Source organism: Streptomyces sp. NPDC028722, from assembly GCF_040637655.1.
Taxonomy (GTDB): Bacteria; Actinomycetota; Actinomycetes; order Streptomycetales; family Streptomycetaceae; genus Streptomyces.
The window spans coordinates 94,737-116,943 of sequence record NZ_JBEZWU010000004.1; the positions used below are offsets into that span (position 1 = coordinate 94,737).

Annotated in this window: 19 protein-coding genes; 1 reads left to right on the forward strand and 18 read right to left on the reverse strand. The window is 71.7% G+C overall.

Annotated features, from left to right (window positions below; all coding sequences use genetic code 11):
* Positions 1–42: 42 nt before the first annotated feature.
* The 6 genes from carB to pyrR all read right to left on the reverse strand — a co-directional run bounded on the left by carB (position 43) and on the right by pyrR (position 8,041).
* Positions 43–3,351, reverse strand: a complete 3,309-nt coding sequence (gene carB / locus AB0F03_RS08015; RefSeq protein ID WP_361987670.1) for a carbamoyl-phosphate synthase large subunit — start codon at positions 3,349–3,351, stop codon at positions 43–45.
* Complete coding sequence (gene carA, locus AB0F03_RS08020; protein WP_361987672.1) at positions 3,344–4,501, reverse strand: glutamine-hydrolyzing carbamoyl-phosphate synthase small subunit; 1,158 nt, start codon at positions 4,499–4,501, stop codon at positions 3,344–3,346. Before carA ends, carB begins: the two co-directional genes overlap by 8 nt.
* A complete protein-coding gene (locus AB0F03_RS08025) occupies positions 4,498–5,058 on the reverse strand; it encodes a hypothetical protein (protein WP_361987673.1) in 561 nt (186 codons plus the stop codon). Before AB0F03_RS08025 ends, carA begins: the two co-directional genes overlap by 4 nt.
* Positions 5,055–6,341: a dihydroorotase gene (locus AB0F03_RS08030; protein WP_361987675.1), complete on the reverse strand. Its 1,287-nt coding sequence runs from the start codon at positions 6,339–6,341 to the stop codon at positions 5,055–5,057. The genes AB0F03_RS08025 and AB0F03_RS08030 overlap by 4 nt, the downstream gene beginning before the upstream one ends.
* A 4-nt stretch (positions 6,342–6,345) precedes the next feature.
* Entirely contained in the window at positions 6,346–7,380 is a 1,035-nt protein-coding gene (locus tag AB0F03_RS08035) for an aspartate carbamoyltransferase catalytic subunit (protein ID WP_361987677.1), read from the reverse strand.
* 91 nt (positions 7,381–7,471) lie between these two features.
* Positions 7,472–8,041: a bifunctional pyr operon transcriptional regulator/uracil phosphoribosyltransferase PyrR gene (gene pyrR / locus AB0F03_RS08040; RefSeq protein WP_361987679.1), complete on the reverse strand. Its 570-nt coding sequence runs from the start codon at positions 8,039–8,041 to the stop codon at positions 7,472–7,474.
* Between the two features lie 254 nt (positions 8,042–8,295).
* Between pyrR and bldD the strand changes: the two genes are divergently transcribed.
* The gene (gene bldD / locus AB0F03_RS08045; RefSeq protein ID WP_121789767.1) at positions 8,296–8,799 is read left to right on the forward strand and encodes a transcriptional regulator BldD; all 504 of its coding nucleotides are present in this window, start codon (positions 8,296–8,298) and stop codon (positions 8,797–8,799) included.
* Between the two features lie 230 nt (positions 8,800–9,029).
* Here bldD and nusB read toward each other — a convergent pair whose 3' ends face one another.
* The 12 genes from nusB to AB0F03_RS08105 form a co-directional block, all read right to left on the reverse strand.
* Positions 9,030–9,458 carry a transcription antitermination factor NusB gene (nusB, locus tag AB0F03_RS08050; protein ID WP_356824593.1) on the reverse strand — a complete coding sequence of 143 codons (429 nt, stop codon included), beginning with the start codon at positions 9,456–9,458 and terminating at the stop codon, positions 9,030–9,032.
* Between the two features lie 2 nt (positions 9,459–9,460).
* A complete protein-coding gene (gene efp, locus AB0F03_RS08055; protein WP_121789765.1) occupies positions 9,461–10,027 on the reverse strand; it encodes an elongation factor P in 567 nt (188 codons plus the stop codon).
* A 78-nt stretch (positions 10,028–10,105) separates the two neighbouring features.
* Positions 10,106–11,212 carry an aminopeptidase P family protein gene (locus AB0F03_RS08060; protein WP_361987682.1) on the reverse strand — a complete coding sequence of 369 codons (1,107 nt, stop codon included), beginning with the start codon at positions 11,210–11,212 and terminating at the stop codon, positions 10,106–10,108.
* A 587-nt stretch (positions 11,213–11,799) separates the two neighbouring features.
* Entirely contained in the window at positions 11,800–12,714 is a 915-nt protein-coding gene (locus tag AB0F03_RS08065) for a Pro-rich N-terminal domain-containing protein (RefSeq protein ID WP_361987684.1), read from the reverse strand.
* A gap of 322 nt (positions 12,715–13,036) precedes the next feature.
* Entirely contained in the window at positions 13,037–14,128 is a 1,092-nt protein-coding gene (gene aroB / locus AB0F03_RS08070; protein ID WP_361987686.1) for a 3-dehydroquinate synthase, read from the reverse strand.
* Positions 14,125–14,607 (reverse strand): shikimate kinase, encoded by a 483-nt coding sequence (locus tag AB0F03_RS08075; RefSeq protein WP_361988217.1) that lies wholly within the window; start codon positions 14,605–14,607, stop codon positions 14,125–14,127. The genes aroB and AB0F03_RS08075 overlap by 4 nt, the downstream gene beginning before the upstream one ends.
* A gap of 32 nt (positions 14,608–14,639) precedes the next feature.
* Positions 14,640–15,824 (reverse strand): chorismate synthase, encoded by a 1,185-nt coding sequence (gene aroC, locus AB0F03_RS08080; RefSeq protein ID WP_361987688.1) that lies wholly within the window; start codon positions 15,822–15,824, stop codon positions 14,640–14,642.
* A gap of 164 nt (positions 15,825–15,988) precedes the next feature.
* A complete protein-coding gene (locus AB0F03_RS08085; RefSeq protein ID WP_361987690.1) occupies positions 15,989–16,828 on the reverse strand; it encodes a shikimate dehydrogenase in 840 nt (279 codons plus the stop codon).
* A gap of 91 nt (positions 16,829–16,919) precedes the next feature.
* Entirely contained in the window at positions 16,920–18,575 is a 1,656-nt protein-coding gene (gene mltG, locus AB0F03_RS08090; protein ID WP_361987692.1) for an endolytic transglycosylase MltG, read from the reverse strand.
* Positions 18,576–18,697: 122 nt separating this feature from the next.
* Positions 18,698–19,162: a Holliday junction resolvase RuvX gene (ruvX, locus tag AB0F03_RS08095; protein WP_361987694.1), complete on the reverse strand. Its 465-nt coding sequence runs from the start codon at positions 19,160–19,162 to the stop codon at positions 18,698–18,700.
* 15 nt (positions 19,163–19,177) lie between these two features.
* Positions 19,178–21,850, reverse strand: a complete 2,673-nt coding sequence (alaS, locus tag AB0F03_RS08100) for an alanine--tRNA ligase (protein ID WP_361987695.1) — start codon at positions 21,848–21,850, stop codon at positions 19,178–19,180.
* Complete coding sequence (locus AB0F03_RS08105) at positions 21,850–22,197, reverse strand: hypothetical protein (RefSeq protein WP_361987697.1); 348 nt, start codon at positions 22,195–22,197, stop codon at positions 21,850–21,852. Before AB0F03_RS08105 ends, alaS begins: the two co-directional genes overlap by 1 nt.
* Positions 22,198–22,207: the final 10 nt, after the last annotated feature.

Here is a 22,207-nt window from a genome sequence, read left to right on the forward strand (position 1 = left end):
ACGAAGAGGGGGACACCGTTTCCGGTGTCCCCCTCGGGGCTGCTAGTCGCGGGCCGCGATCAGGTGTTCGGCGTGTTCCTGGAGCGAGCGGACGCCCACGTCGCCGTGGTTGAGGGCGTCGATGCCCTGGACGGCCGCCGCGAGCGCCTGGACGGTCGTCAGGCAGGGCACGGAGCGGGCCACCGCGGCCGTACGGATGTCGTAGCCGTCGAGGCGGCCACCGGTGCCGTACGGGGTGTTGACGATGAGGTCGACCTCGCCGTCGTGGATCAGCTGGACGATGGTCTTCTCGCCGTTCGGGCCGGTGCCCTCGGACTGCTTGCGGACGACCGTGGCGTTGATGCCGTTGCGCTTGAGGACCTCGGCGGTGCCGGAGGTGGCGAGCAGCTCGAAGCCGTGGGCGACCAGCTCGCGCGCCGGGAAGATCATCGAGCGCTTGTCGCGGTTGGCGACCGAGATGAACGCGCGGCCCTTGGTGGGCAGCGGGCCGTAGGCACCCGCCTGCGACTTGGCGTACGCCGTGCCGAAGACGGAGTCGATGCCCATGACCTCGCCGGTGGAGCGCATCTCCGGGCCGAGGATGGTGTCGACACCGCGGCCGTGGATGTCCCGGAAGCGGGACCAGGGCAGGACGGCCTCCTTGACGGAGATCGGCGCGTCGAGGGGCAGCTCGCCGCCGTCGCCGTTCCTCGGCAGCAGCCCCTCGGCGCGCAGCTCGGCGATGGTCGCGCCCAGGGAGATGCGGGCGGCGGCCTTGGCGAGCGGTACCGCGGTCGCCTTCGAGGTGAAGGGGACCGTACGGGAGGCGCGCGGGTTGGCCTCCAGGACGTAGAGGATGTCGCCGGCCATCGCGAACTGGATGTTGATCAGGCCGCGCACGCCGACGCCCTTGGCGATGGCCTCGGTGGAGGCGCGCAGGCGCTTGATGTCGAAGCCGCCGAGGGTGATCGGGGGCAGGGCGCACGCCGAGTCGCCGGAGTGGATGCCGGCCTCCTCGATGTGCTCCATGACGCCGCCGAGGTACAGCTCCTCACCGTCGTAGAGGGCGTCGACGTCGATCTCGATCGCGTCGTCGAGGAAGCGGTCGACGAGGACCGGCCGGGAAGGGCTGATCTCGGTCGACTCGGCGATGTAGGAGGCGAGGCGGGTCTCGTCGTAGACGATCTCCATGCCGCGCCCGCCGAGGACGTAGGACGGCCGGACCAGGACCGGGTAGCCGATCTCGTCGGCGATGGCCTTGGCCTGCTCGAACGTGGTGGCCGTGCCGTGCTTGGGCGCCGGCAGGCCCGCCTCCGCGAGGACGCGGCCGAAGGCACCGCGGTCCTCGGCCGCGTGGATGGCCTCGGGGGGTGTGCCCACGACCGGCACGCCGTTGTCCTTCAGGGCCTGCGACAGGCCCAGCGGGGTCTGGCCGCCGAGCTGGACGATGACGCCCGCGAGCGGGCCGGCCTGCTGCTCGGCGTGGACGATCTCCAGCACGTCCTCGAGCGTCAGCGGCTCGAAGTACAGGCGGTCGGAGGTGTCGTAGTCCGTGGAGACGGTCTCCGGGTTGCAGTTGACCATCACGGTCTCGTACCCGGCGTCGGACAGCGCGAAGGAGGCGTGCACGCAGGAGTAGTCGAACTCGATGCCCTGGCCGATGCGGTTGGGGCCCGAGCCGAGGATGATCACCGCGGGCTTCTCGCGGCGCGCGACCTCGCTCTCCTCGTCGTAGGAGGAGTAGAAGTACGGCGTCCTGGCGGCGAACTCGGCGGCGCAGGTGTCGACCGTCTTGTAGACCGGGCGGATGCCGAGGGCGTGCCGCACCTCGCGGACGACGTCCTCGCGCAGGCCGCGGATCTCGCCGATCTGCTGGTCGGAGAAGCCGTGCCGCTTGGCGTCGGCCAGCAGGTCGGCGGTCAGCTCGGGCGCGCCGGCCAGCTCGTCCGCGATCTCCTTGATCAGGAAGAGCTGGTCCACGAACCACGGGTCGATCTTCGTGTAGGAGAAGACCTCCTCGGGCGTGGCGCCCGCGCGGATGGCCTGCATGACCGTGTTGATCCGGCCGTCGGTGGGCCGTACGGCCTCGCGCAGCAGGGTTTCCTTGTCACCGGGGTCGCCGGTGAAGGCGAACTGGCTGCCCTTCTTCTCCAGCGAACGCAGCGCCTTCTGGAAGGCCTCGGGGAAGTTGCGGCCGATGGCCATGGCCTCGCCCACGGACTTCATGGTGGTGGTCAGCGTGGAGTCGGCCTGCGGGAACTTCTCGAAGGCGAACCGCGGGGCCTTGACGACCACGTAGTCGAGGGTGGGCTCGAAGGAGGCCGGGGTCTCGCGCGTGATGTCGTTGGGGATCTCGTCCAGCGTGTAGCCGACGGCGAGCTTGGCGGCGATCTTGGCGATCGGGAAGCCGGTCGCCTTGGAGGCGAGGGCGGAGGAACGCGACACGCGCGGGTTCATCTCGATGACGATCACGCGGCCGTCCTCGGGGTTCACCGCGAACTGGATGTTGCAGCCGCCGGTGTCGACGCCGACCTCGCGGATGATCGCGATGCCGACGTCGCGCAGCACCTGGTACTCGCGGTCGGTCAGCGTCATCGCGGGCGCCACGGTGATCGAGTCGCCGGTGTGCACGCCCATCGGGTCGAAGTTCTCGATGGAGCAGACGACCACGACGTTGTCGTGCTTGTCGCGCATCAGCTCCAGCTCGTACTCCTTCCAGCCGAGGATGGACTCCTCCAGGAGGACCTCGGTGGTCGGGGAGAGGGTGAGGCCCTGGCCGGCGATGCGGCGCAGCTCCTCCTCGTCGTGCGCGAAGCCGGAGCCGGCGCCGCCCATGGTGAAGGACGGGCGGACGACGACCGGGTAGCCGCCGAGCGTCTCGACGCCCTCGAGGACGTCGTCCATGGAGTGGCAGATGACCGAGCGGGCGGACTCGCCGTGCCCGATCTTGCGGCGCACCTCCTCCACGACCCCCTTGAACAGGTCGCGGTCCTCGCCCTTGTGGATGGCCTCGGGCTTGGCGCCGATCAGCTCGACGCCGTACTTCTCCAGCGCGCCGTTCTCGTGCAGCGAGATGGCGGTGTTCAGGGCCGTCTGGCCGCCCAGGGTGGGCAGCAGGGCGTCGGGGCGCTCCTTGGCGATGATCTTCTCGACGAACTCGGGGGTGATCGGCTCGACGTAGGTGGCGTCGGCGATCTCCGGGTCGGTCATGATCGTCGCCGGGTTGGAGTTGACGAGGACGACGCGCAGGCCCTCGGCCTTGAGCACCCGGCACGCCTGGGTGCCGGAGTAGTCGAACTCGGCGGCCTGGCCGATGACGATCGGGCCGGAGCCGATGACCAGGACGGACTGGATATCGGTGCGCTTAGGCACGCTGGCCCTCCATCAGGGAAACGAAGCGGTCGAACAGGTAGGCGGCGTCGTGCGGTCCGGCTGCCGCTTCCGGGTGGTACTGGACGGAGAAGGCGGGCTGGTCGAGCAGCTGGAGCCCCTCCACGACGTTGTCGTTGAGGCAGACGTGCGAGACCTCGGCGCGGCCGAACTTCGTCTCGCTGACCTTGTCGAGCGGCGCGTCCACGGCGAAGCCGTGGTTGTGCGCGGTGACCTCCACCTTGCCGGTCGTACGGTCCTGGACCGGCTGGTTGATGCCCCGGTGGCCGTACTTCAGCTTGTAGGTGCCGAAGCCGAGCGCGCGGCCGAGGATCTGGTTGCCGAAGCAGATGCCGAACAGCGGGGTCCGGCGCTCCAGGACGGCCGACATCAGCGCGACCGGGCCGTCGGCCGTGGCCGGGTCGCCGGGGCCGTTGGAGAAGAAGACGCCGTCCGGGCCGACGGCGTAGACGTCGTCGGCCGTGGCGGTGGCGGGCAGGACGTGCACCTCGATGCCGCGCTCGGCCATGCGGTGCGGGGTCATGCCCTTGATGCCGAGGTCGATGGCGGCGACGGTGAAACGCTTCTCGCCGACCGCCGGGACGACGTACGCCTCCTTCGTCGCGACCTCCTCGTACAGGCTGGCGCCCTTCATCTGCGGCTGCGCCTGCACGCGTTCCAGCAGCTCGGCCTCGGGGGCGACGGCCTCGCCCGAGAAGATGCCGGCGCGCATCGAGCCGCGCTCGCGCAGATGGCGGGTGAGGGCCCGGGTGTCGATGCCGGAGATGCCGACGACGCCCTGGCGCTCCAGTTCGTCGTCCAGGGAGCGCGTGGAGCGCCAGTTGGACGGCACACGCGCGGGGTCGCGCACGACGTAGCCGGAGACCCAGATGCGGCCCGACTCGTCGTCCTCGTCGTTCCAGCCGGTGTTGCCGATCTGCGGGGCGGTCGCGACGACGATCTGGCGGTCGTACGACGGGTCGGTCAGGGTCTCCTGGTAGCCGGTCATGCCGGTGGAGAACACGGCCTCGCCGAAGGTCTCCCCCACGGCCCCGTAGGCGCGGCCGCGGAAGAGGCGGCCGTCCTCCAGGACGAGTACGGCGGGAAGCGCCTTGTTCCTCTGGGAGGAGCTTCCCCTGGTGGAGGTCGTCATCGTGCGCCTTCCGTCTTGTCGGTCATCTGGTTCAGGGTGTCGACCCATTCGGTGTGCTCGGCCGCGCGGTCGGAGCGGAAGCCGGAGTCGATCAGCTTGCCGCCGTGCGCCCAGGTCACCACCAGCAGTCCGCCCTCGGTGAGGACCTTGCCGGCGATGCCCTTGTCCAGGCGCGCTTCCCGCAGTGCGGCGGTGGGGACGAAGAAGTCGGCCGCCCCGGGCCGCTCGACCTCCAGGCCCGCGTCGGTCAGGGTGAGCTCGACCCGGCTGCGGGTGCCCAGGCCGTGGGCCACGATGCGGTCCAGCCACTGCCCGGCGGTGGTGGAGCCGTGGTAGCGGCCGCTCATCGTCAGTCTCGCCTCGCCGGGCTCGTCCGGCGCGGTGGGCAGCTCCGGGATGTCGCCCTGGAGGGTGCCGCGCCACTTCCAGCCCTCGCGCATCAGCCAGTAGACGAGCGCGATGAACAGGACGAGTCCGACGAGCCAGCCGATGCGGGCCGGCCAGTCGGTGACGTCGGCCGACTTCCTGGCTTCGGCCAGCAGAATCACAGGTGTCACGTGAGCTTCCCGTCGACGAGCGTGCCCTTGCCCCGCAGCCAGGTGTGGGTGACCCGGCCCGGCAGCTCGCGCCCCTGGTAGGGGGTGTTGCGGCTGCGCGAGGCGAAGCCCGCGGGGTCCACCTGGCCACGGTATGCCGTGTCGACGAGGATGAGGTTGGCGGGCTCACCAGCCGAGACGGGCCGGCCGTGCCCGGTGGCCCGGCCGATCTGCGCGGGCCGGAAGGACATGCGGTCGGCGACGCCGGCCCAGTCCAGCAGGCCCGTGTCGACCATCGTCTCCTGCACCACTGACAACGCGGTCTCCAGGCCGACCATGCCCATGGCGGCGGCGGCCCACTCGCAGTCCTTGTCCTCGTGCGGGTGCGGGGCGTGGTCGGTGGCGACGATGTCGATCGTGCCGTCGGCGAGCGCCTCGCGCAGGGCCATGACGTCCCGCTCGGTGCGCAGCGGCGGGTTGACCTTGTAGACGGGGTTGTACGTCCGTACCAGCTCGTCGGTGAGGAGCAGGTGGTGCGGGGTGACCTCGGCGGTGACCCGGATGCCGCGGGACTTGGCCCAGCGGACGATCTCGACCGAGCCGGCGGTCGACAGGTGGCAGATGTGGACGCGGGAGCCGACGTGCTCGGCGAGCAGCACGTCCCGCGCGATGACCGACTCCTCGGCGACGGCCGGCCAGCCGCCCAGGCCCAGCTCGGCGGAGACGACGCCCTCGTTCATCTGGGCGCCCTCGGTCAGGCGCGGCTCCTGCGCGTGCTGGGCGACGACCCCGTCGAAGGCCTTCACGTACTCCAGCGCGCGGCGCATGATCACCGCGTCGTCCACGCACTTGCCGTCGTCGGAGAAGACGGTGACGCCGGCCGCGGACTCGTGCATGGCGCCCAGCTCGGCGAGTTTCCTGCCCTCCAGGCCGACGGTGACGGCGCCGATGGGCTGCACGTCGCAGTAACCGTGCTCCCTGCCGAGCCGCCAGACCTGCTCGACCACGCCGGCGGTGTCGGCGACCGGGAAGGTGTTGGCCATGGCGAACACGGCCGTGTAGCCGCCGCTCGCCGCCGCGCGGGTGCCGGTGAGCACGGTCTCGGAGTCCTCGCGGCCCGGCTCGCGCAGGTGGGTGTGCAGGTCGACCAGGCCGGGCAGCAGCACCTTGCCGCCGGCCTCGACCACCTCGGCACCCTCGGCGGACAGCCCGGTGCCGACCTCGGCGACGGTCTCACCGTCGATGAGCACGTCCTGCGGCTCACCGCCGAGCACCCTGGCGCCACGGATCAGGATCTTGCTCATGGTCTTACTTCTCCTCGGCCGTGAAAGGGGTGTGCGCGGGGCGCTCGTCGGCGGGCTGCTGTGCGGCGGCTGACGGGCGGGCGTGGGTGACGGCGGGTTCGTTGCCGCCGAGCAGCAGGTAGAGGACGGCCATGCGGATGGAGACGCCGTTGGCGACCTGCTCGATGGCGGTGCAGCGGTCGGAGTCGGCGACCTCGGCGGTGATCTCCATGCCGCGGACCATCGGACCGGGGTGCATCACGATGGCGTGCCCGGGCAGCCTGGCCATGCGGTCGCCGTCGAGGCCGTAGCGCCGGGCGTACTCGCGCTCGGTCGGGAAGAAGGCCGCGTTCATCCGCTCGCGCTGGACGCGGAGCATCATCACCGCGTCGCACTTGGGCAGCGTGCTGTCGAGGTCGTACGACACGGCGCACGGCCAGGACTCCACGCCGATCGGCAGCAGGGTGGGCGGCGCGACGAGGGTGACCTCGGCGCCGAGGGTGTGCAGCAGATCCACGTTGGAGCGGGCGACCCGGCTGTGCAGGACGTCACCGACGAGGGTGACGCGCTTGCCTGACAGGTCCCGGCCGAGCCCGGTGTCGCGGCCGGTCAGCCGGCGGCGCAGGGTGAAGGCGTCCAGCAGGGCCTGGGTGGGGTGCTGGTGGGTGCCGTCGCCGGCGTTGATGACGGCGGCGTCGATCCAGCCGGAGTTGGCCAGGCGGTACGGGGCTCCGGAGGCGCCGTGCCGGATGACCACGGCGTCGACGCCCATGGCCTCCAGGGTCTGGGCGGTGTCCTTCAGGGACTCGCCCTTGGACACCGACGACCCCTTGGCGGTGAAGTTGATGACGTCCGCGGACAGCCGCTTCTCGGCGGCTTCGAAGGAGATGCGCGTGCGCGTGGAGTCCTCGAAGAAGAGGTTGACGATCGTCCGGCCGCGCAGGGTCGGCAGCTTCTTGATCGGCCGGTCGGCGACCCGGGCCATCTCCTCGGCGGTGTCGAGGATCAGGACGGCGTCGTCGCGGGTGAGGTCGGCGGCCGAGATGAGATGACGCTGCATCTGTCAGGCTCCGTAAGGCAGTTCAAATGGGGAGAAGCAGGGCAGGTCGGTGCGTGTCCCGGCGCGCCGAAGCGGCCGGGCGCCCGACTTGCTACTGACCGGCCGCTTTGGCACCGAGCAGCACGGTGTCGCGACCGTCCTCCTCGGTGAGCTGGACCTTGACCGTCTCCCGCAACGACGTGGGGAGGTTCTTGCCGACGTAGTCGGCACGGATGGGCAGTTCGCGGTGGCCGCGGTCGACCAGGACCGCGAGCTGGACCGCGCGCGGGCGCCCGATGTCGTTCAGGGCGTCCAGGGCGGCGCGGATGGTGCGGCCGGAGAACAGCACGTCGTCGACGAGGACGACGAGCCTGCCGTCGATGCCGTCACCGGGGATCTCGGTGCGGGCCAGCGCGCGCGGCGGGTGCAGGCGCAGGTCGTCGCGGTACATGGTGATGTCGAGCGAGCCGACCGGGACCGTCCGGTCGGTGATCTGCTCCAGCTTGGCGGCGAGCCGCTGGGCGAGGAAGACGCCCCGGGTCGGAATGCCGAGGAGCACCACGTCGTCGGCGCCCTTGGCGCGCTCGACGATCTCGTGGGCGATGCGGGTGAGCACCCGCGCGATGTCGGGGCCCTCGAGGACGGGCCGCGCGTCGGCGGACGGGTTCGCGTGTGAGTCCATAAGAAACGGACCTCCTTCTCCGCCTCACGGGACGGACCTTAAAGGACGTCGGATTTGCGCCAACCACGGTAGCAGGTGTCCGCAGCGGCCCTGCCGTCACCCCCTCGGCCCAGCCGGCCGCCGCCACCACGGAAGAGTCGGTGTGGACCATTCGGCTTGACGCAGAAGAGTCACGCTGCGTAACCTCACAGTGAGTTACCAGCGGCGCGGCGGGAAGACAGCCGGCCGCGTCGACACAGTGTCCGGGGAGCTATATGTCCAGCGAATACGCCAAACAGCTCGGGGCCAAGCTCCGGGCCATCCGCACCCAGCAGGGCCTTTCCCTCCACGGTGTCGAGGAGAAGTCCCAGGGGCGCTGGAAGGCCGTGGTGGTCGGTTCGTACGAGCGCGGCGACCGTGCCGTGACCGTACAGCGCCTTGCCGAATTGGCCGATTTCTATGGCGTTCCCGTGCAGGAGCTGCTGCCGGGCACCACGCCGGGCGGCGCCGCCGAGCCGCCGCCGAAGCTGGTCCTGGACCTGGAGCGGCTGGCCACCGTGCCGGCCGAGAAGGCGGGCCCCCTTCAGCGCTACGCGGCGACGATCCAGTCCCAGCGCGGTGACTACAACGGCAAGGTGCTCTCGATCCGCCAGGACGACCTGCGCACACTCGCCGTCATCTACGACCAGTCCCCCTCGGTCCTCACCGAGCAGCTGATCAGCTGGGGCGTCCTGGACGCGGACGCGCGTCGCGCGGTGGCCGCCCACGACGAGGCCTGAGGTTCTCCGCTCGCGCCTCAGCAGAAACGTGCCGCCGGGGCGGCCGGAACCCCACGGTTCCGGCCGCCCCGGCGGCGTTCACGGCTGTTCCGGCGCCCTGTGGGGCCCGGGGTGGCACGCGGGACGGCGCACGGGCGCGGGGCCGCATCGGAATGCGGCCCCGCGGCATGAGCACCAGCGGCCATGGACGACCCGCGGCCGCCGCTGAGCGGGCTGACCGCTGACCGCGGCTAGGCGCGGCGCAGCGTCGGCTTCAGCTCCTTCAGCCGGCCCAGCAGGCCGTTGACGAACGAGGGCGACTCGTCGGTGGAGAACTCCTTCGCCAGCTGCACCATCTCGTCCAGGACGACGGCGTCGGGGGTCTCGTCCACCCAGATCAGCTCGTACGCGCCCAGCCGCAGGATGTTGCGGTCGACGACCGGCATGCGGTCGAGCGTCCAGTCCACCGCGTACTGGGAGATCAGTTCGTCGATCCGCGCCGCGTGCTCCGCGTAGCCCTCGACCAGCTGCATCGTGTACTCGCTGACCGGGGGCTGCCGGGTGTCCGACCGGGAGAGCCGGATCCAGTCCGCGAGGACCGTCAGGACGTCGGCGTCGCGCTGGTCGCCCTCGAAGAGGATCTGGAAGGCGCGCTTGCGGGCCGTGTTGCGGGCAGCCACGGTTAGCTGTTCACCCGGCCGAGGTAGTCGCTGGTGCGGGTGTCGACCTTGATCTTCTCACCGGTGGTGATGAAGAGCGGGACCTGGATCTGGTGACCGGTCTCCAGGGTGGCGGGCTTGGTGCCGCCGGTGGAGCGGTCGCCCTGGACGCCCGGCTCGGTCTCCTGGACGGTCAGCTCGACGGCGGCCGGCAGCTCGACGAAGAGCACCTCGCCCTCGTGCTGCGCGACGGTGGCGGTGAAGCCCTCGATCAGGAAGTTGGCGGCGTCGCCGACGGCCTTGCGGTCGACCATGAGCTGGTCATAGGTCTGCATGTCCATGAAGACGAAGTACTCGCCGTCCATGTACGAGAACTGCATGTCGCGCTTGTCGACAGTGGCCGTCTCGACCTTGACACCGGCGTTGAAGGTCTTGTCGACGACCTTGCCGGAGAGCACGTTCTTGAGCTTGGTGCGCACGAAGGCCGGGCCCTTGCCGGGCTTGACGTGCTGGAACTCGACGACGGACCAGAGCTGGCCGCCTTCGAGCTTGAGCACCAGGCCGTTCTTGAGGTCGTTCGTGGAAGCCACGGTTGCGGAATCTCCTGGACTGACGTACGACCCCGGGTCACGCGCCCAGCGGCTCCGGGGCAATGCCCCTGGGGTCGCTCACAGCGCGAGCAGCTCCTTGGTCGTGATGGTGAGTAGCTCGGGTCCGCCGTCCGCCTCGGGGCGCACGACGAGCGTGTCATCGATCCGGACGCCGCCCCGGCCCGGGAGGTGGACCCCCGGTTCGACGGTGACCGGCACGCAAGCGTCCAGTTTACCCATGGCCGCGGGGGCCAGCTGCGGGTCCTCGTCGATTTCGAGTCCGACCCCGTGTCCGGTCAGCGGTGGCAGGGACTCCGCATAGCCCGCGGAGTCCAGTACCTGCCGTGCCGCGCGGTCCACGTCACGGTAGGCGGTGCCGGGTGCCAGGGACTCGCGCCCGGCCCGCTGGGCGGCGAACACGAGGTCGTACAGCTCGATCTGCCAGTCGGCGGGTGAGGTGCCGATGACGAAGGTGCGGCCGATCTCGCAGCGGTAGCCGCGGTAGGTGGCGCCCAGGCACACGGAGAGGAAGTCGCCCTCCTCCACGCGCCGGTCGGTGGGGCGGTGGCCGCGGTGGCCGGCGTGCGGACCGGTGGCCACGGACGTCGGGAAGGCCGGGCCGTCGGCGCCGTGGTCGACCAGGCGCCGCTCCAGCTCCAGCGCGAGGTGCCGTTCGGTGCGGCCGACCAGGATGGATTCCAGCAGCTCGCCGAGGGCCTGGTCGGCGATCTCGGCGCCGATGCGGAGGCAGGAGATCTCCTCCTCGTCCTTGACCACCCTGAGCTGCTCCACGGCGCCGCCGAGGTCGACCAGGCGGAGTCCGGGGGCGACGGAGGTGATGGCCCGGTGCCGGCTGACGGTGAGGTGGTGTTCCTCCACGGCGAGCCCGTCGGCGTCCTGGCCCACGGCGAGGTCGGCCGCGGCGACCGCCGGGTCGCCTCCGGGGGACGCGAGGACGTGCAGGCGCACGTTCTCGTCCGGCCGGCCCTCGGTGGGGCGGTCGTCGGGCGGGCCCGCGCACACCAGGAGGTCCTCGCGCCTGCCGAGCAGGAGCACGGCGCCCCGGGGGGCGGCCCCCGCCAGATAGCGCACGTTGGCGGGGCGGCTGACCAGGGCGGCGGGGGCGCCGGCCGCGTTACAGCGGTCCCTCAGCCGGGATCGGCGGTTCGCGTACACCTCTGACATGAGATGAGCGTAGGAGTTCTGCCCGGATTGTGCCGGTTGGCAAGGGCCGAGTGGGGACGGAAGCCGAGGGGGCGGGGACCCGCGATGGCCGGCCCTCGGCCTTCCGGATGCCCTGGGGCGGGGCTGCGTCGGATTCCTGGAGCCGGTGGCACAGGGCCGCGGGGGCGACTCCGTGGGGCCGGGGGGCCGCGTGCCGGGACGGGCGCCGCGCACCCGGGGCGGGGCTCCGCATGCCCGGATCGGGGAGTCGGGAATGCCGGGCACCGGCCACACGGACCTGGAGCGCGGCTGCGCGGGCCGGGACCGGCCCTGGCCCGCCTGGTGCGCGACCTCGCGGCCCCGGGGCGGCACTGCCACACCCCGCGGCGCGGCTCAGTGACGTGTCGGGGCATGGCTCAGCGGGTCCGGGGCTTCTTGAGACACCTCGCCGGCGCGGGCGCGGTGCCGTCGGGGCGGAGGCGCGGCACGCGTCGTCGTGGGCGGTGGAGCCCCCGACGAACCGGGGCCCGGCGTGTGTGCGCGGCGCCGTGCACCGGGTGGCTCGCGTCGTTGCGCGTCGCCCCGGGCGGGAGCCGCCGCTCCCCCGTTCACCAGCTCGGCGGGCTCGCTATGGCTCTCGCCAGGACCTCGTCCAGGACGCGGGCCGTCGCGGGGACGTCCAGCTGGGAGTTGTCGATGATCGGCAGGCCCGAGCCGTACCAGCCGGCCATGCGGCCGTGGATGCGGGCCACCTCCTCGTCGGTGAGGCGGCGGTTCCCGCTGCGTTCCGCGTTGCGCTCCAGGACGATGTCCAGGCCCGGGAGGAGGACGACCGGGAGCAGACCGGGGCCCACGTGCCGCTTCCAGCCGCCGAGGCCCACGACCGGGCGGTCCGGGAAGACGGCGTCGTCCAGGATGCAGGAGATGCCGTTGGCGAGGAAGTTCCGGGCGGCGAAGCCGCAGGTCCGGCGGGCCAGGCGGTACTGCGCCTCGGAGTTGTCGTTCCAGCCCGACTGGGGGTCGGCGAAACCGGAGCGGACCCATTCGCGGACGTCGTCCAGGCTGATGTGGGCCGTGGGGACGCGGCGGTGGTCCGCCCAGTACTTGGCGACGCTGGTCTTGCCCGCGCCCGCCGGACCGATGAGGAGGACGGCGAGGGTGGTGGCCGTCGGGTCCGGGACCGTGACCATGGCGGGCGGCGCCGACGGCACGCCGACCGGGCCGCCGGGTGGCAGCGGCACGTGCCCGGTGGTATCAGGGGCCGGCGGCGGGGCGGGGACGGGCTGAGGCGGCGCGTGCCGCGGAGGCGCCGGCGGCACCGGGGCGGAGCCGGTGGGGGGCTGCTGCGGGGCCTGCGGCGGCGGGCCGGGCGGGACGGGGAAGCCCGGCGGGGGGACGGGGGCGGGCCCCTGGGAGGCGCCCGGGGGCGGCCCCGGGTGGTGTGCGGCCGGCGCCCAGCCGGCGTGCGGTCCCTGCCCCGGCCGGTGGGGCGGCGGCAGCGGAGACCCGACTGCGTGCTGCATCCGTTGCCACTCCGTCTCGTCGTCTTGGCTCGTCGGCCGCCGAGGCGTCCGAGTCGGTGTCGACACGCCCCTCCAGCTCACCCGCTCCAGGCAATTGGCGCCGGCAGCGGGGGTGCGCCCCCGCTCGCCACCGAACGGTACCGTCCCCGGCCGTCGTTCGGTGAAACGACCGGGGGCGGCCCGAAGTGCCCGTTCCCGCAGGGAAGAAGCACGGACCGTCGGAGAGCACCACCAAAAACGCACACGCCGGAACGCGGAGACCGGAACGCAGGAACCGGGATGCAGGAACCGGAACGCGGTGCGCCGGGAGCCGGTTGGGGACCTACTGGCCGACCTCGCCGTAGGCGGCGAGCAGGACGGCCGGATCCGGGCCCTCCAGCAGGGTCGGCCGGGCCAGACCGTCCAGCACGACGAAGCGCAGCAGGTCGCCGCGGGACTTCTTGTCCACCTTCATCGTCTCCAGCAGCTTGGGCCACTGGTCGTAGCGGTAGTGCAGCGGCAGGCCGACGGATTCCAGGATGGCGCGGTGCCGGTCGGCCGTCGCGTCGTCCAGGCGGCCCGCCAGGCGCCCGAGTTCGGCGGCGAAGTGCATGCCGACGGCGACCGCGGCCCCGTGCCGCCACTTGTAGCGCTCGTTCTTCTCGATGGCGTGGCCGAGCGTGTGACCGTAGTTCAGGATCTCGCGCGGACCGGCCTCCTTGAGGTCCGAGGAGACGACCTCCGCCTTGACCCTGATCGACCGCTCGATCAGCTCGGCCGTGTGCGGGCCCGCCGGGGTCCGGGCGGCCTCGGGGTCGGCCTCGATCAGGTCCAGGATCACCGGGTCGGCGATGAAACCGGCCTTGATGACCTCGGCGAGGCCGGAGACGTAGTCGTGGACCGGGAGGGAGTCCAGCGCGGCCAGGTCGCACAGCACACCGGCCGGCGGATGGAAGGCGCCGACCAGGTTCTTGCCCTCGGCCGTGTTGATACCGGTCTTGCCGCCGACCGCCGCGTCCACCATGGCCAGCACGGTGGTCGGGACGGCGATCCAGCGCACCCCGCGCAGCCAGGTCGCGGCGACGAAGCCGGCCAGGTCCGTGGTGGAACCGCCGCCGACGCCGACGACGGCGTCGGTGCGGGTGAAGCCGGACTGGCCGAGCGCCTTCCAGCAGTAGGCGGCGACCTCGGCGGTCTTGGCCTCCTCCGCGTTGGGCACCTGGATGGCGACGGTCTCGTACCCCTGACCGGCCAGGTCGGCGCGGAGCGCGTCGCCGGTCTCGGCCAGCGACTCCGGGTGGATCACCGCGACCCGCTTGGCCTGCTCCCCGATCAACCCGGGCAGCTCGCCCAGCAGTTGCCGGCCGACGAGCACCTCGTACGGGTCGGTGCCCGCGGTGCCCGCGACCTGGATCCGGGTGACTGCCTCGCTCATGCTTGTTTCAACTCCAGTGCGTCCAGCGCTGCTTGCGTGACCTCTTCGGGGGTGCGGCCGTCCGTCGGCACCACGGCGGTGGCGACCTCCTCGTACAGGTGCCGCCGCGCCTCCATCAGCTCGCGCCACTGCTTGCGCGGGTTGACCGCGAGCAGCGGGCGGGCCACGTTGAGCCCGGTGCGCCTGACGGCCTCCTCGACCTCCATCGAGAGGTAGATCACCCGGTGTCCGGCGAGGGCGGCGCGGGTGTCCGGGTCGAGGACGGCACCGCCGCCGAGCGCGACGACGCCCTCGTGCTCGGCGAGCGCGGTCCGCACCGCCCGCTTCTCGATCGCACGGAAGGCGTCCTCGCCCTCGTCCACGAAGATCTCGGCGATGGCACGGCCCTCGGCGGAGACGATGTCCTCGTCGGTGTCCCGGTAGCCGGCGCCGAGGCGCTCGGCGAGGAGCCGGCCGACGGTGGACTTGCCGACGCCCATCGGTCCGATCAGTACGACCGCTGGCACGGCACTCACCGGATCGCGAGGTTGTCGAGGTAGGACTGCACGTTGCGGCGGGTCTCGGGGACGGAGTCGCCGCCGAACTTCTCGGCGACCGCGTCGGCGAGGACGAGCGCGACCATGGCCTCGGCGACGATGCCGGCGGCCGGGACCGCGCAGACGTCGGACCGCTGGTGGTGGGCCTGGGTGGCCTCGCCGGTGACGACGTCCACCGTCCGCAGGGCCCGGGGCACCGTCGCGATCGGCTTCATGGCCGCGCGGACGCGCAGCAGCTCACCGGTGGTGAGACCGCCCTCGGTGCCGCCGGAACGGCCGGTGGAGCGGCGGATGCCCTCGGGGGTGGTGACGATCTCGTCGTGCGCCTGGGAGCCGGGCACCCGGGCCAGGCCGAAGCCGTCGCCGACCTCGACGCCCTTGATCGCCTGGATGCCCATGAGGGCGGCGGCCAGGCGGGCGTCCAGGCGCCGGTCCCAGTGCACGTGCGAGCCGAGGCCGACCGGCACGCCGTAGGCCAGCACCTCGACCACGCCGCCGAGCGTGTCGCCGTCCTTGTGGGCCTGGTCGATCTCCGCGACCATCGCCTTCGAGGCGTCGGCGTCCAGGCAGCGCACCGGGTCGGCGTCGAGCTTCTCGACGTCGGCCGGGGTGGGATGGACGCCGTACGGGGCCTTGGCGGCCGCCAGCTCCACGACGTGGGAGACGATCTCGATGCCGGCCGTCTCCTTCAGGTACGACCGGGCGACCGCGCCGAGTGCCACCCGGGCGGCGGTCTCGCGGGCGGAGGCGCGCTCCAGGATCGGGCGGGCCTCGTCGAAGCCGTACTTCTGCATGCCGGCGAGGTCGGCGTGGCCGGGGCGCGGGCGCGTCAGTGGGGCATTGCGGGCCAGGCCGGCCAGCACCTCGGGGTCGACCGGGTCGGCCGCCATGACCTGCTCCCACTTCGGCCACTCGGTGTTGCCCACCATGACCGCGACCGGGGAGCCGAGGGTCAGGCCGTGGCGGACCCCGCCCAGGAAGGTGACCTCGTCCCGCTCGAACTTCATGCGCGCACCGCGGCCGTAGCCGAGCCGCCGCCGCGCAAGGTGGTCCGCCACCATCTCCGTGGTGATCGGCACGCCGGCGGGAAGGCCCTCCAGCGTCGCGACAAGTGCGGGACCGTGCGACTCGCCCGCGGTCAGCCAACGCAGCCTGCTCAACGATGCTCCTCAGTGTTCGCGCCCGGTACTGCCCGGCGTACGCGGGTGTGCGCGTACGGCGACGGCGCTACCGGGTGCGCGATCCCGGTACGCCACCCCCGATCCTCCCACGTCCGGGGGGCGCGGCGGCCTCCGGTCCACAGGACGGACGCCTCGCGGCGGTGTCAGCGGGCGGCGAGCGCGTGCTCGCCGGCGCGGCGCATGGCCTCCACCGGGGCCGGCGCCCGCCCGGTCATCTGCTCGACCTGGAGGACGGCCTGGTGCACCAGCAGGTCCAGGCCGCTGACCACGGCGCCGCCGAACATGGACCAGCGGGCCGCCAGCTCGGTGGGCCAGGGCTCGTACAGCACGTCGAACAGGGTGGCGGGGCGTTCGGGTACGGCGGCGGCGAGGGCATCGGTCGTGCCGGCGGGCGTGGTGGCGATCACCAGCGGGGCGCGCAGTGCCTCGGCGGCGTCGGCCCAGTCGGCGGTACGGACCTCCACGTCGAGCCGCTCGCCCCACTGCCGCATCTCGGCGGCGCGGGCCGCGCTGCGGACGTAGGCGACGACCTCGCCGGTGCAGACGCGGGCCAGCGCGGCGAGCGCGGAGGACGCGGTGGCGCCGGCGCCGAGGATCGCGGCGGAGTCGACCTGGTCGATGCCGTGCTCGCGCAGGGCGGCCACCATGCCCGGGATGTCGGTGTTGTCGCCGATCCGGCGGCCGTCCTCGGTGAGGACGAGCGTGTTGACCGCGTCGACGGCGGCGGCGGTCTCGCTGATCTCGTCGGCCAGGGCGATGACCGCCCGTTTCAGCGGCATGGTCAGCGACAGCCCCGCCCACTCCGGTCCGAGCCGGTCCAGGAAGCCGGGCAGGGCGGCCTCGTCGACCTCGAAACTGTCGTAGGTCCAGCCGGTGAGCCCGAGCGCGTCGTAGGCGGCGCGGTGCAGCACCGGGGAGAGGGAGTGGGCGATGGGCGAACCGAGCACGGCGGCCCGGCGGCCGTCGACTGCCCTTGATGTCATGGAAACCTGTCCTTGTGCCTCACGGGTGCGGGCGTGTCCCCGCGTCCGGGCCGCGTTCTTCCTCGCGTACGCCCGGAGATCCGTCCCGCCGTCAGTTCTTCTTCCTCGACGCGTTCCACTCGTTGACGAGCTTCTCGTGGTCCTCGAGCGTCTTGGTGAACTTGCTGGTCTTGCCGTCCATCGAGATGAAGTAGTACCAGCCGTCGTGCGTCGGATCGAGCGCTCCCCTGAGAGCTTCCTCACCGGGGTTGTCGATGGGACCCGGCGGCAGGCCCTTGGAGAAGTACGTGTTGTAGGGGTTGTCGTACTTACGCAGCTCGGCGATGCTGAGGTCGATCTTCGACTGGTTCTTCACATAGTTGTAGGTGGAGTCGAACTCCAGCCGGCCGTACGTCTGCGGGTTGTCGGGCTCGAGGCGGTTGTAGACGACCTCGGCCATCTTGCGGAAGTCGTCGTGGCTGGTGCCCTCGGCCTGCGCCAGGCTCGCCACGGTGAGCAGCTGCCACGGGCTGTCGAGGCCGAGCGACCTGGCCCGGCTCTCCACGCCCAGCTCCTGGAACTTGGCGGTGGCCTGGGACACCATCTTCTTCAGGACGTCCTCGGGTTTCTGGCCCTTGATGACGGCGTAGCTGGAGGGGTAGAGGAAGCCTTCCAGCGGGTCCTTCAGATACGGGTGGTTCCGCGCCCAGCCGGGCAGCCCGAGGTGCTTGTACTCCTTCTTCGCGACCCGTGCCGTGGTGCCGGCGGCCACGCCGATGCGCTTGTCGACCAGAGCGTAGACGGCCGTGTTGCGCAGGCCCTCGGCGATGATCAGGTTGCTGCGGCTCTTCGGGCTGAGCATCAGTTGCACCGCGCTCGCGGCGGACATCTGCTTCTCCAGGGTGTAGACACCGTCCTGGATCGACTTGCCCTGGGGGTTGGCCTGGAGCGCGGAGACGAACGCGGCGGCGCTCTCGACGACGTCCGCCTCGTGCAGCTTCTGGCCGATCTGCCAGCCGCCGGCGTTCTTGGGGATCTCCACCGTGACCTGGTGGCCGTTTCCGCTGCCCGCGTAGTCGGGGGCCGCGCCGAAACGGTTCTGGTAGAACTTCCAGCCGAAGTAGCTGATGCCGCCGAGGCCGCCGCCGAAGACCAGGACGACCACCATGCAGGCGCAGCCGGTGCGGCCCTTCTTGCTCTTGACGGGTTTCTTGCCGCGCCGCTCGCGCCGGGTCCGCAGCTCGTGTTCCTCGTCGTCGTCCGCGTCGACGCCACCGCCCGGGAGGACGGCGTGCTCCTCCTCGGCCGGCGTCTCGGGCTCCGGGTCCGGGCCGGGGCGTCTGCGGCTGGGCGGCACCGGCGGCGGATAGGCCTCTTCCGTGCCGTACAGGTCGGGCTGCTCCCCGCCGTAGGCCACGGGCTGTTGCCCGTAGGGGTCACCCGGGTCGGCGGCGTACGGCACCTGGCCCTGCGTGCCGGTGGCGTCCCAGCCGCCCTGCTGGAACTGGTGCGGGGCGTGCCCGGCGAACTCCTCGTCGTAGCGGGGCTCGCCGTGTCCTTGGTCGTACGGGTGCTGCTGTGCGCCGTGACCGGGCTGCTGTTGGCTCCAGTCGCCGTACTGCGGCTCCTGCGGATGGTGCTGCGACCGGTCGCCGTAGGGGGACTGCTGACCCTGCTGGGCCTGCTGTCCTTCCCATCCGCCGTCCCCGTACAGCGGGTCCTGCGGATGCCACGGTTCGGAGCCCGGGCCCCGGCCATACTCAGTCATCGATCCCCTAGAGCCGCGAGGCCGGCGGTCACGCGGCCGGTGGGCCGGTGTCCGCTCCGCCTCTTGCTGTGCGCCGGCTGTTCGAACACCGGCGCATCGCGCGGAACGTTACCGTATCGCGATCAGATGACCACTTCGACGCCTTCGCCGGGTGGGCTGCCTGACACCCGTTCGGATTCCAGGGCCTGCTGCAAAATGATGACCGCGGCCGCCTGGTCGATGACCGCGCGGCCCTTCTTCGACCTCACGCCCGAGGCGCGCAGCCCCTGACTGGCCGTCACCGTCGTCATCCGCTCGTCCACCAGGCGCACCGGCACCGGCCTGATGCCGCCGGCCAGTTCCTCGGCGAAGGCGCGCACCTTGACCGCGGCCGGGCCCTCGCCCCCCTTGAGGGAGCGAGGGAGACCGACGACGACCTCGATCGGTTCGTACTCCTCCACCAGTTGCCGCAACCGGCGGTGGGCGGCGGGAACGTCCCGGCCGGGGACGGTCTCCACCGGGGTGGCGAGGATCCCGTCGGGGTCGCACGAGGCGACCCCGATCCGGGCGTCCCCGACGTCGATCGCGAGCCGGCGTCCTCTGCGCATCGTGATGGCCGTTCCCTACTTGGCGGTCTCGGCGACGAGCCGCTCGACGGCCTCGACGGCCTCGCCGACGGCGGCCGGGTTCTGGCCGCCGCCCTGGGCGACGTCCGGCTTGCCGCCACCGCCGCCGCCGAGGGTCTTGGCGGCGGTCCGGACCAGTTCACCGGCCTTCAGCCCGCGCTCGCGGGCGGCCTCGTTGGTGGCGATGACCGTCAGCGGCTTGCCGTTGTTGACGGTGAACAGGGCCACCACGGCGGCCCGCCCGCCCTGGATCCGGCCGCGCACGTCCAGGACCAGCCTGCGCAGGTCGTCCGGGGTGGTGCCGTCCGGGACCCGGCCGGTGACGACGGCCACACCGCGCACGTCCGTGGCGGACTCGGCGAGGCCGGCGGCGGCCTGGAGCACCTTCTCGGCGCGGAACCGCTCGATCTCCTTCTCGGCGTCCTTCAGCTTGCCGAGCATGGCGGAGACCTTCTCCGGCAGCTCCTCCGGACGGCCCTTGACCAGCTCCTGGAGCTGGGCGACGACCGTGTGCTCGCGGGCGAGGAAGTGGTAGGCGTCCACACCGACGAGGGCCTCGATACGGCGCACTCCCGAGCCGATGGAGGACTCGCCGAGCAGCTTCACCAGGCCCAGCTGGGCGGTGTTGTGCACGTGCGTGCCGCCGCACAGCTCCTTGGAGAAGTCGCCGATGGTCACCACGCGGACCCGCTCGCCGTACTTCTCGCCGAACTCGGCGATGGCGCCCTGCTTCTTGGCCTCGTCGATGCCCATGACCTCGGCGTGCACATCGAGGTCGCGGGCGAGGACCTCGTTGATCTTCTGCTCGACGTCGGTCATCACGGCCGTCGGGACGGCGGACGGGGAGCCGAAGTCGAAGCGGAAGCGGCCGGGCTGGTTCTCGGAACCCGCCTGGGCGGCCGTCGGGCCGAGGGCGTCCCGCAGGGCCTGGTGGGTCAGGTGGGTGGCCGAGTGGGCGCGGGCGATGGCCTTGCGGCGGCGCGAGTCGATCGAGGCGTGGGCCCTGGCGCCGACGGTGACCTCACCGACCTGGACGACGCCCTTGTGGACGTACACGCCCGGGACCGGCTTCTGGCAGTCGCGGACCTCGATGACGGCACCGGACTCGACCCTGATGCGGCCGGTGTCACCGATCTGGCCGCCGCCCTCGGCGTAGAAGGGGGTGCGGTCCAGGACGACCTCGACCTCGTCGCCCTCGGTGGCGGCCGGCGAGGAGACGCCGTCGACGAGGAGGCCCACGATCGTGGTCTCGCTCTCGGTGTCGGTGTAGCCGGTGAAGTCGGTGGCACCGGCGGAGTCGGCGATCTGGCGGTAGGCGCCCATGTCGGCGTGGCCGGTCTTCTTGGCCTGGGCGTCGGCCTTGGCGCGCTGCCGCTGCTCCTTCATCAGGCGGCGGAAGCCGTCCTCGTCCACGGAGAGGCCCTGCTCGGCGGCCATCTCCAGGGTGAGGTCGATGGGGAAGCCCCAGGTGTCGTGGAGCAGGAAGGCTTTGTCGCCGGAGAGGACCGTGCCGCCGGACTGCCGGGTCTCGGTGACGGCGGTGTCGAGGATGTTGGTGCCGGCCTTCAGCGTCTTGAGGAAGGCGTTCTCCTCGGCGACGGCGACCTTCTCGATGCGCTCGCGGTCGGTGACCAGTTCGGGGTACTGCCGGCCCATCATGGCGATCACGACGTCGATCAGGTCGTGGACGACCGGGCCGGTGGCGCCGAGCAGGCGCATGTTGCGGATGGCGCGGCGCATGATGCGGCGCAGCACGTAGCCGCGGCCCTCGTTGCCGGGCGTGACGCCGTCGCCGATGAGCATGGTGGCGGTACGCATGTGGTCGGTGACGACACGGAGGGAGACGTCCGAGGCCCGGGCGTCGCCGTAGCGGACACCGGTCAGCTCGGTGGCCTTCTCGATGACGGCCATCGACGTGTCGATCTCGTACATGTTCCGCACGCCCTGGAGGATCATGGCGAGCCGCTCCAGGCCGAGGCCCGTGTCGATGTTCTTGCTCGGCAGGTCCCCGAGGATCTCGAAGTTGTCCTTGCCGATGCCCTCGCCCCGCTCGTACTGCATGAAGACGAGGTTCCAGATCTCCACGTACCGCTCGTCGTTGACGGCGGGGCCGCCCTCGGCGCCGAACTCGGGGCCGCGGTCGTAGTTGATCTCGGAGCAGGGGCCGCAGGGGCCGGGGACGCCCATGGACCAGTAGTTGTCCTTCATGCCCAGGCGCTGGATGCGCTCCTTGGGCACACCGACGACCTCGTGCCAGATCCGCTCGGCCTCGTCGTCCTCCTGGTAGACGGTGATCCACAGGCGCTCGGGGTCGAGGCCGTAACCGCCCTTTTCCTGGGGGCTGGTGAGCAGCTCCCAGGCGAGTTCGATGGCGCCTTCCTTGAAGTAGTCGCCGAAGGAGAAGTTGCCGCACATCTGGAAGAACGTGCCGTGGCGCGTGGTCTTGCCGACCTCTTCGATGTCCGGCGTGCGCACGCACTTCTGCACGCTGGTCGCACGGCTGAACGGAGGCTTGACCTCACCCAGGAAGTAGGGCTTGAAGGGGACCATGCCGGCGGGGACGAGGAGCAGAGTCGGGTCGTCCGCGATGAGCGACGCCGAAGGGACGACGGTGTGCCCGCGCTCCTCGAAGAAGCTCAGCCAGCGGCGGCGAATCTCGGCCGACTCCATCAGTAGTCCTCATTCCGGTTGTGCGTGTACGTCGGGTTCTCGATGTACTTCGGGTTGCTGCGGTCGTTCTCGATGGCGGCGTACCGCCGGGGGGCGGCCGGTCCGGGGGGCGCGTCGATGCCCAGTGCCTCCCCCAGTTCGGCCTCGCGCCGCGCCATGTTGTCGCGCACGTCGAGCGCGAAACCGACCGCGCGGTCCTTCAGCCGCTGACCGGTCTCCAGGGCCTTGTTCGCCGCGGTGACGGCCAGGCTCTCCGGGGTCAGCTGCCTGAGCTTGCGGTTGACCTTGGTGGTGGCCCACACACCGGCGGCGGCACCCGTGGTGAACCAGAACGTACGGCGGAACATGTGACCGGCT

Excerpts from the sequence above, each read along its gene's own strand:
- carA (WP_361987672.1), bottom strand. The coding sequence starts at position 4,501 with ATGACGACCTCCACCAGGGGAAGCTCCTCCCAGAGGAACAAGGCGCTT.
- AB0F03_RS08030 (WP_361987675.1), bottom strand. The coding sequence starts at position 6,341 with ATGAGCAAGATCCTGATCCGTGGCGCCAGGGTGCTCGGCGGTGAGCCG.
- AB0F03_RS08035 (WP_361987677.1), bottom strand. The coding sequence starts at position 7,380 with ATGCAGCGTCATCTCATCTCGGCCGCCGACCTCACCCGCGACGACGCC.
- pyrR (WP_361987679.1), bottom strand. The coding sequence starts at position 8,041 with ATGGACTCACACGCGAACCCGTCCGCCGACGCGCGGCCCGTCCTCGAG.
- bldD (WP_121789767.1), top strand. The coding sequence starts at position 8,296 with ATGTCCAGCGAATACGCCAAACAGCTCGGGGCCAAGCTCCGGGCCATC.
- AB0F03_RS08060 (WP_361987682.1), bottom strand. The coding sequence starts at position 11,212 with ATGTCAGAGGTGTACGCGAACCGCCGATCCCGGCTGAGGGACCGCTGT.
- AB0F03_RS08065 (WP_361987684.1), bottom strand. The coding sequence starts at position 12,714 with ATGCAGCACGCAGTCGGGTCTCCGCTGCCGCCGCCCCACCGGCCGGGG.
- aroB (WP_361987686.1), bottom strand. The coding sequence starts at position 14,128 with ATGAGCGAGGCAGTCACCCGGATCCAGGTCGCGGGCACCGCGGGCACC.
- AB0F03_RS08075 (WP_361988217.1), bottom strand. The coding sequence starts at position 14,607 with ATGGGCGTCGGCAAGTCCACCGTCGGCCGGCTCCTCGCCGAGCGCCTC.
- AB0F03_RS08085 (WP_361987690.1), bottom strand. The coding sequence starts at position 16,828 with ATGACATCAAGGGCAGTCGACGGCCGCCGGGCCGCCGTGCTCGGTTCG.
- mltG (WP_361987692.1), bottom strand. The coding sequence starts at position 18,575 with ATGACTGAGTATGGCCGGGGCCCGGGCTCCGAACCGTGGCATCCGCAG.
- ruvX (WP_361987694.1), bottom strand. The coding sequence starts at position 19,162 with ATGCGCAGAGGACGCCGGCTCGCGATCGACGTCGGGGACGCCCGGATC.
- alaS (WP_361987695.1), bottom strand. The coding sequence starts at position 21,850 with ATGGAGTCGGCCGAGATTCGCCGCCGCTGGCTGAGCTTCTTCGAGGAG.
- AB0F03_RS08105 (WP_361987697.1), bottom strand. The coding sequence starts at position 22,197 with ATGTTCCGCCGTACGTTCTGGTTCACCACGGGTGCCGCCGCCGGTGTG.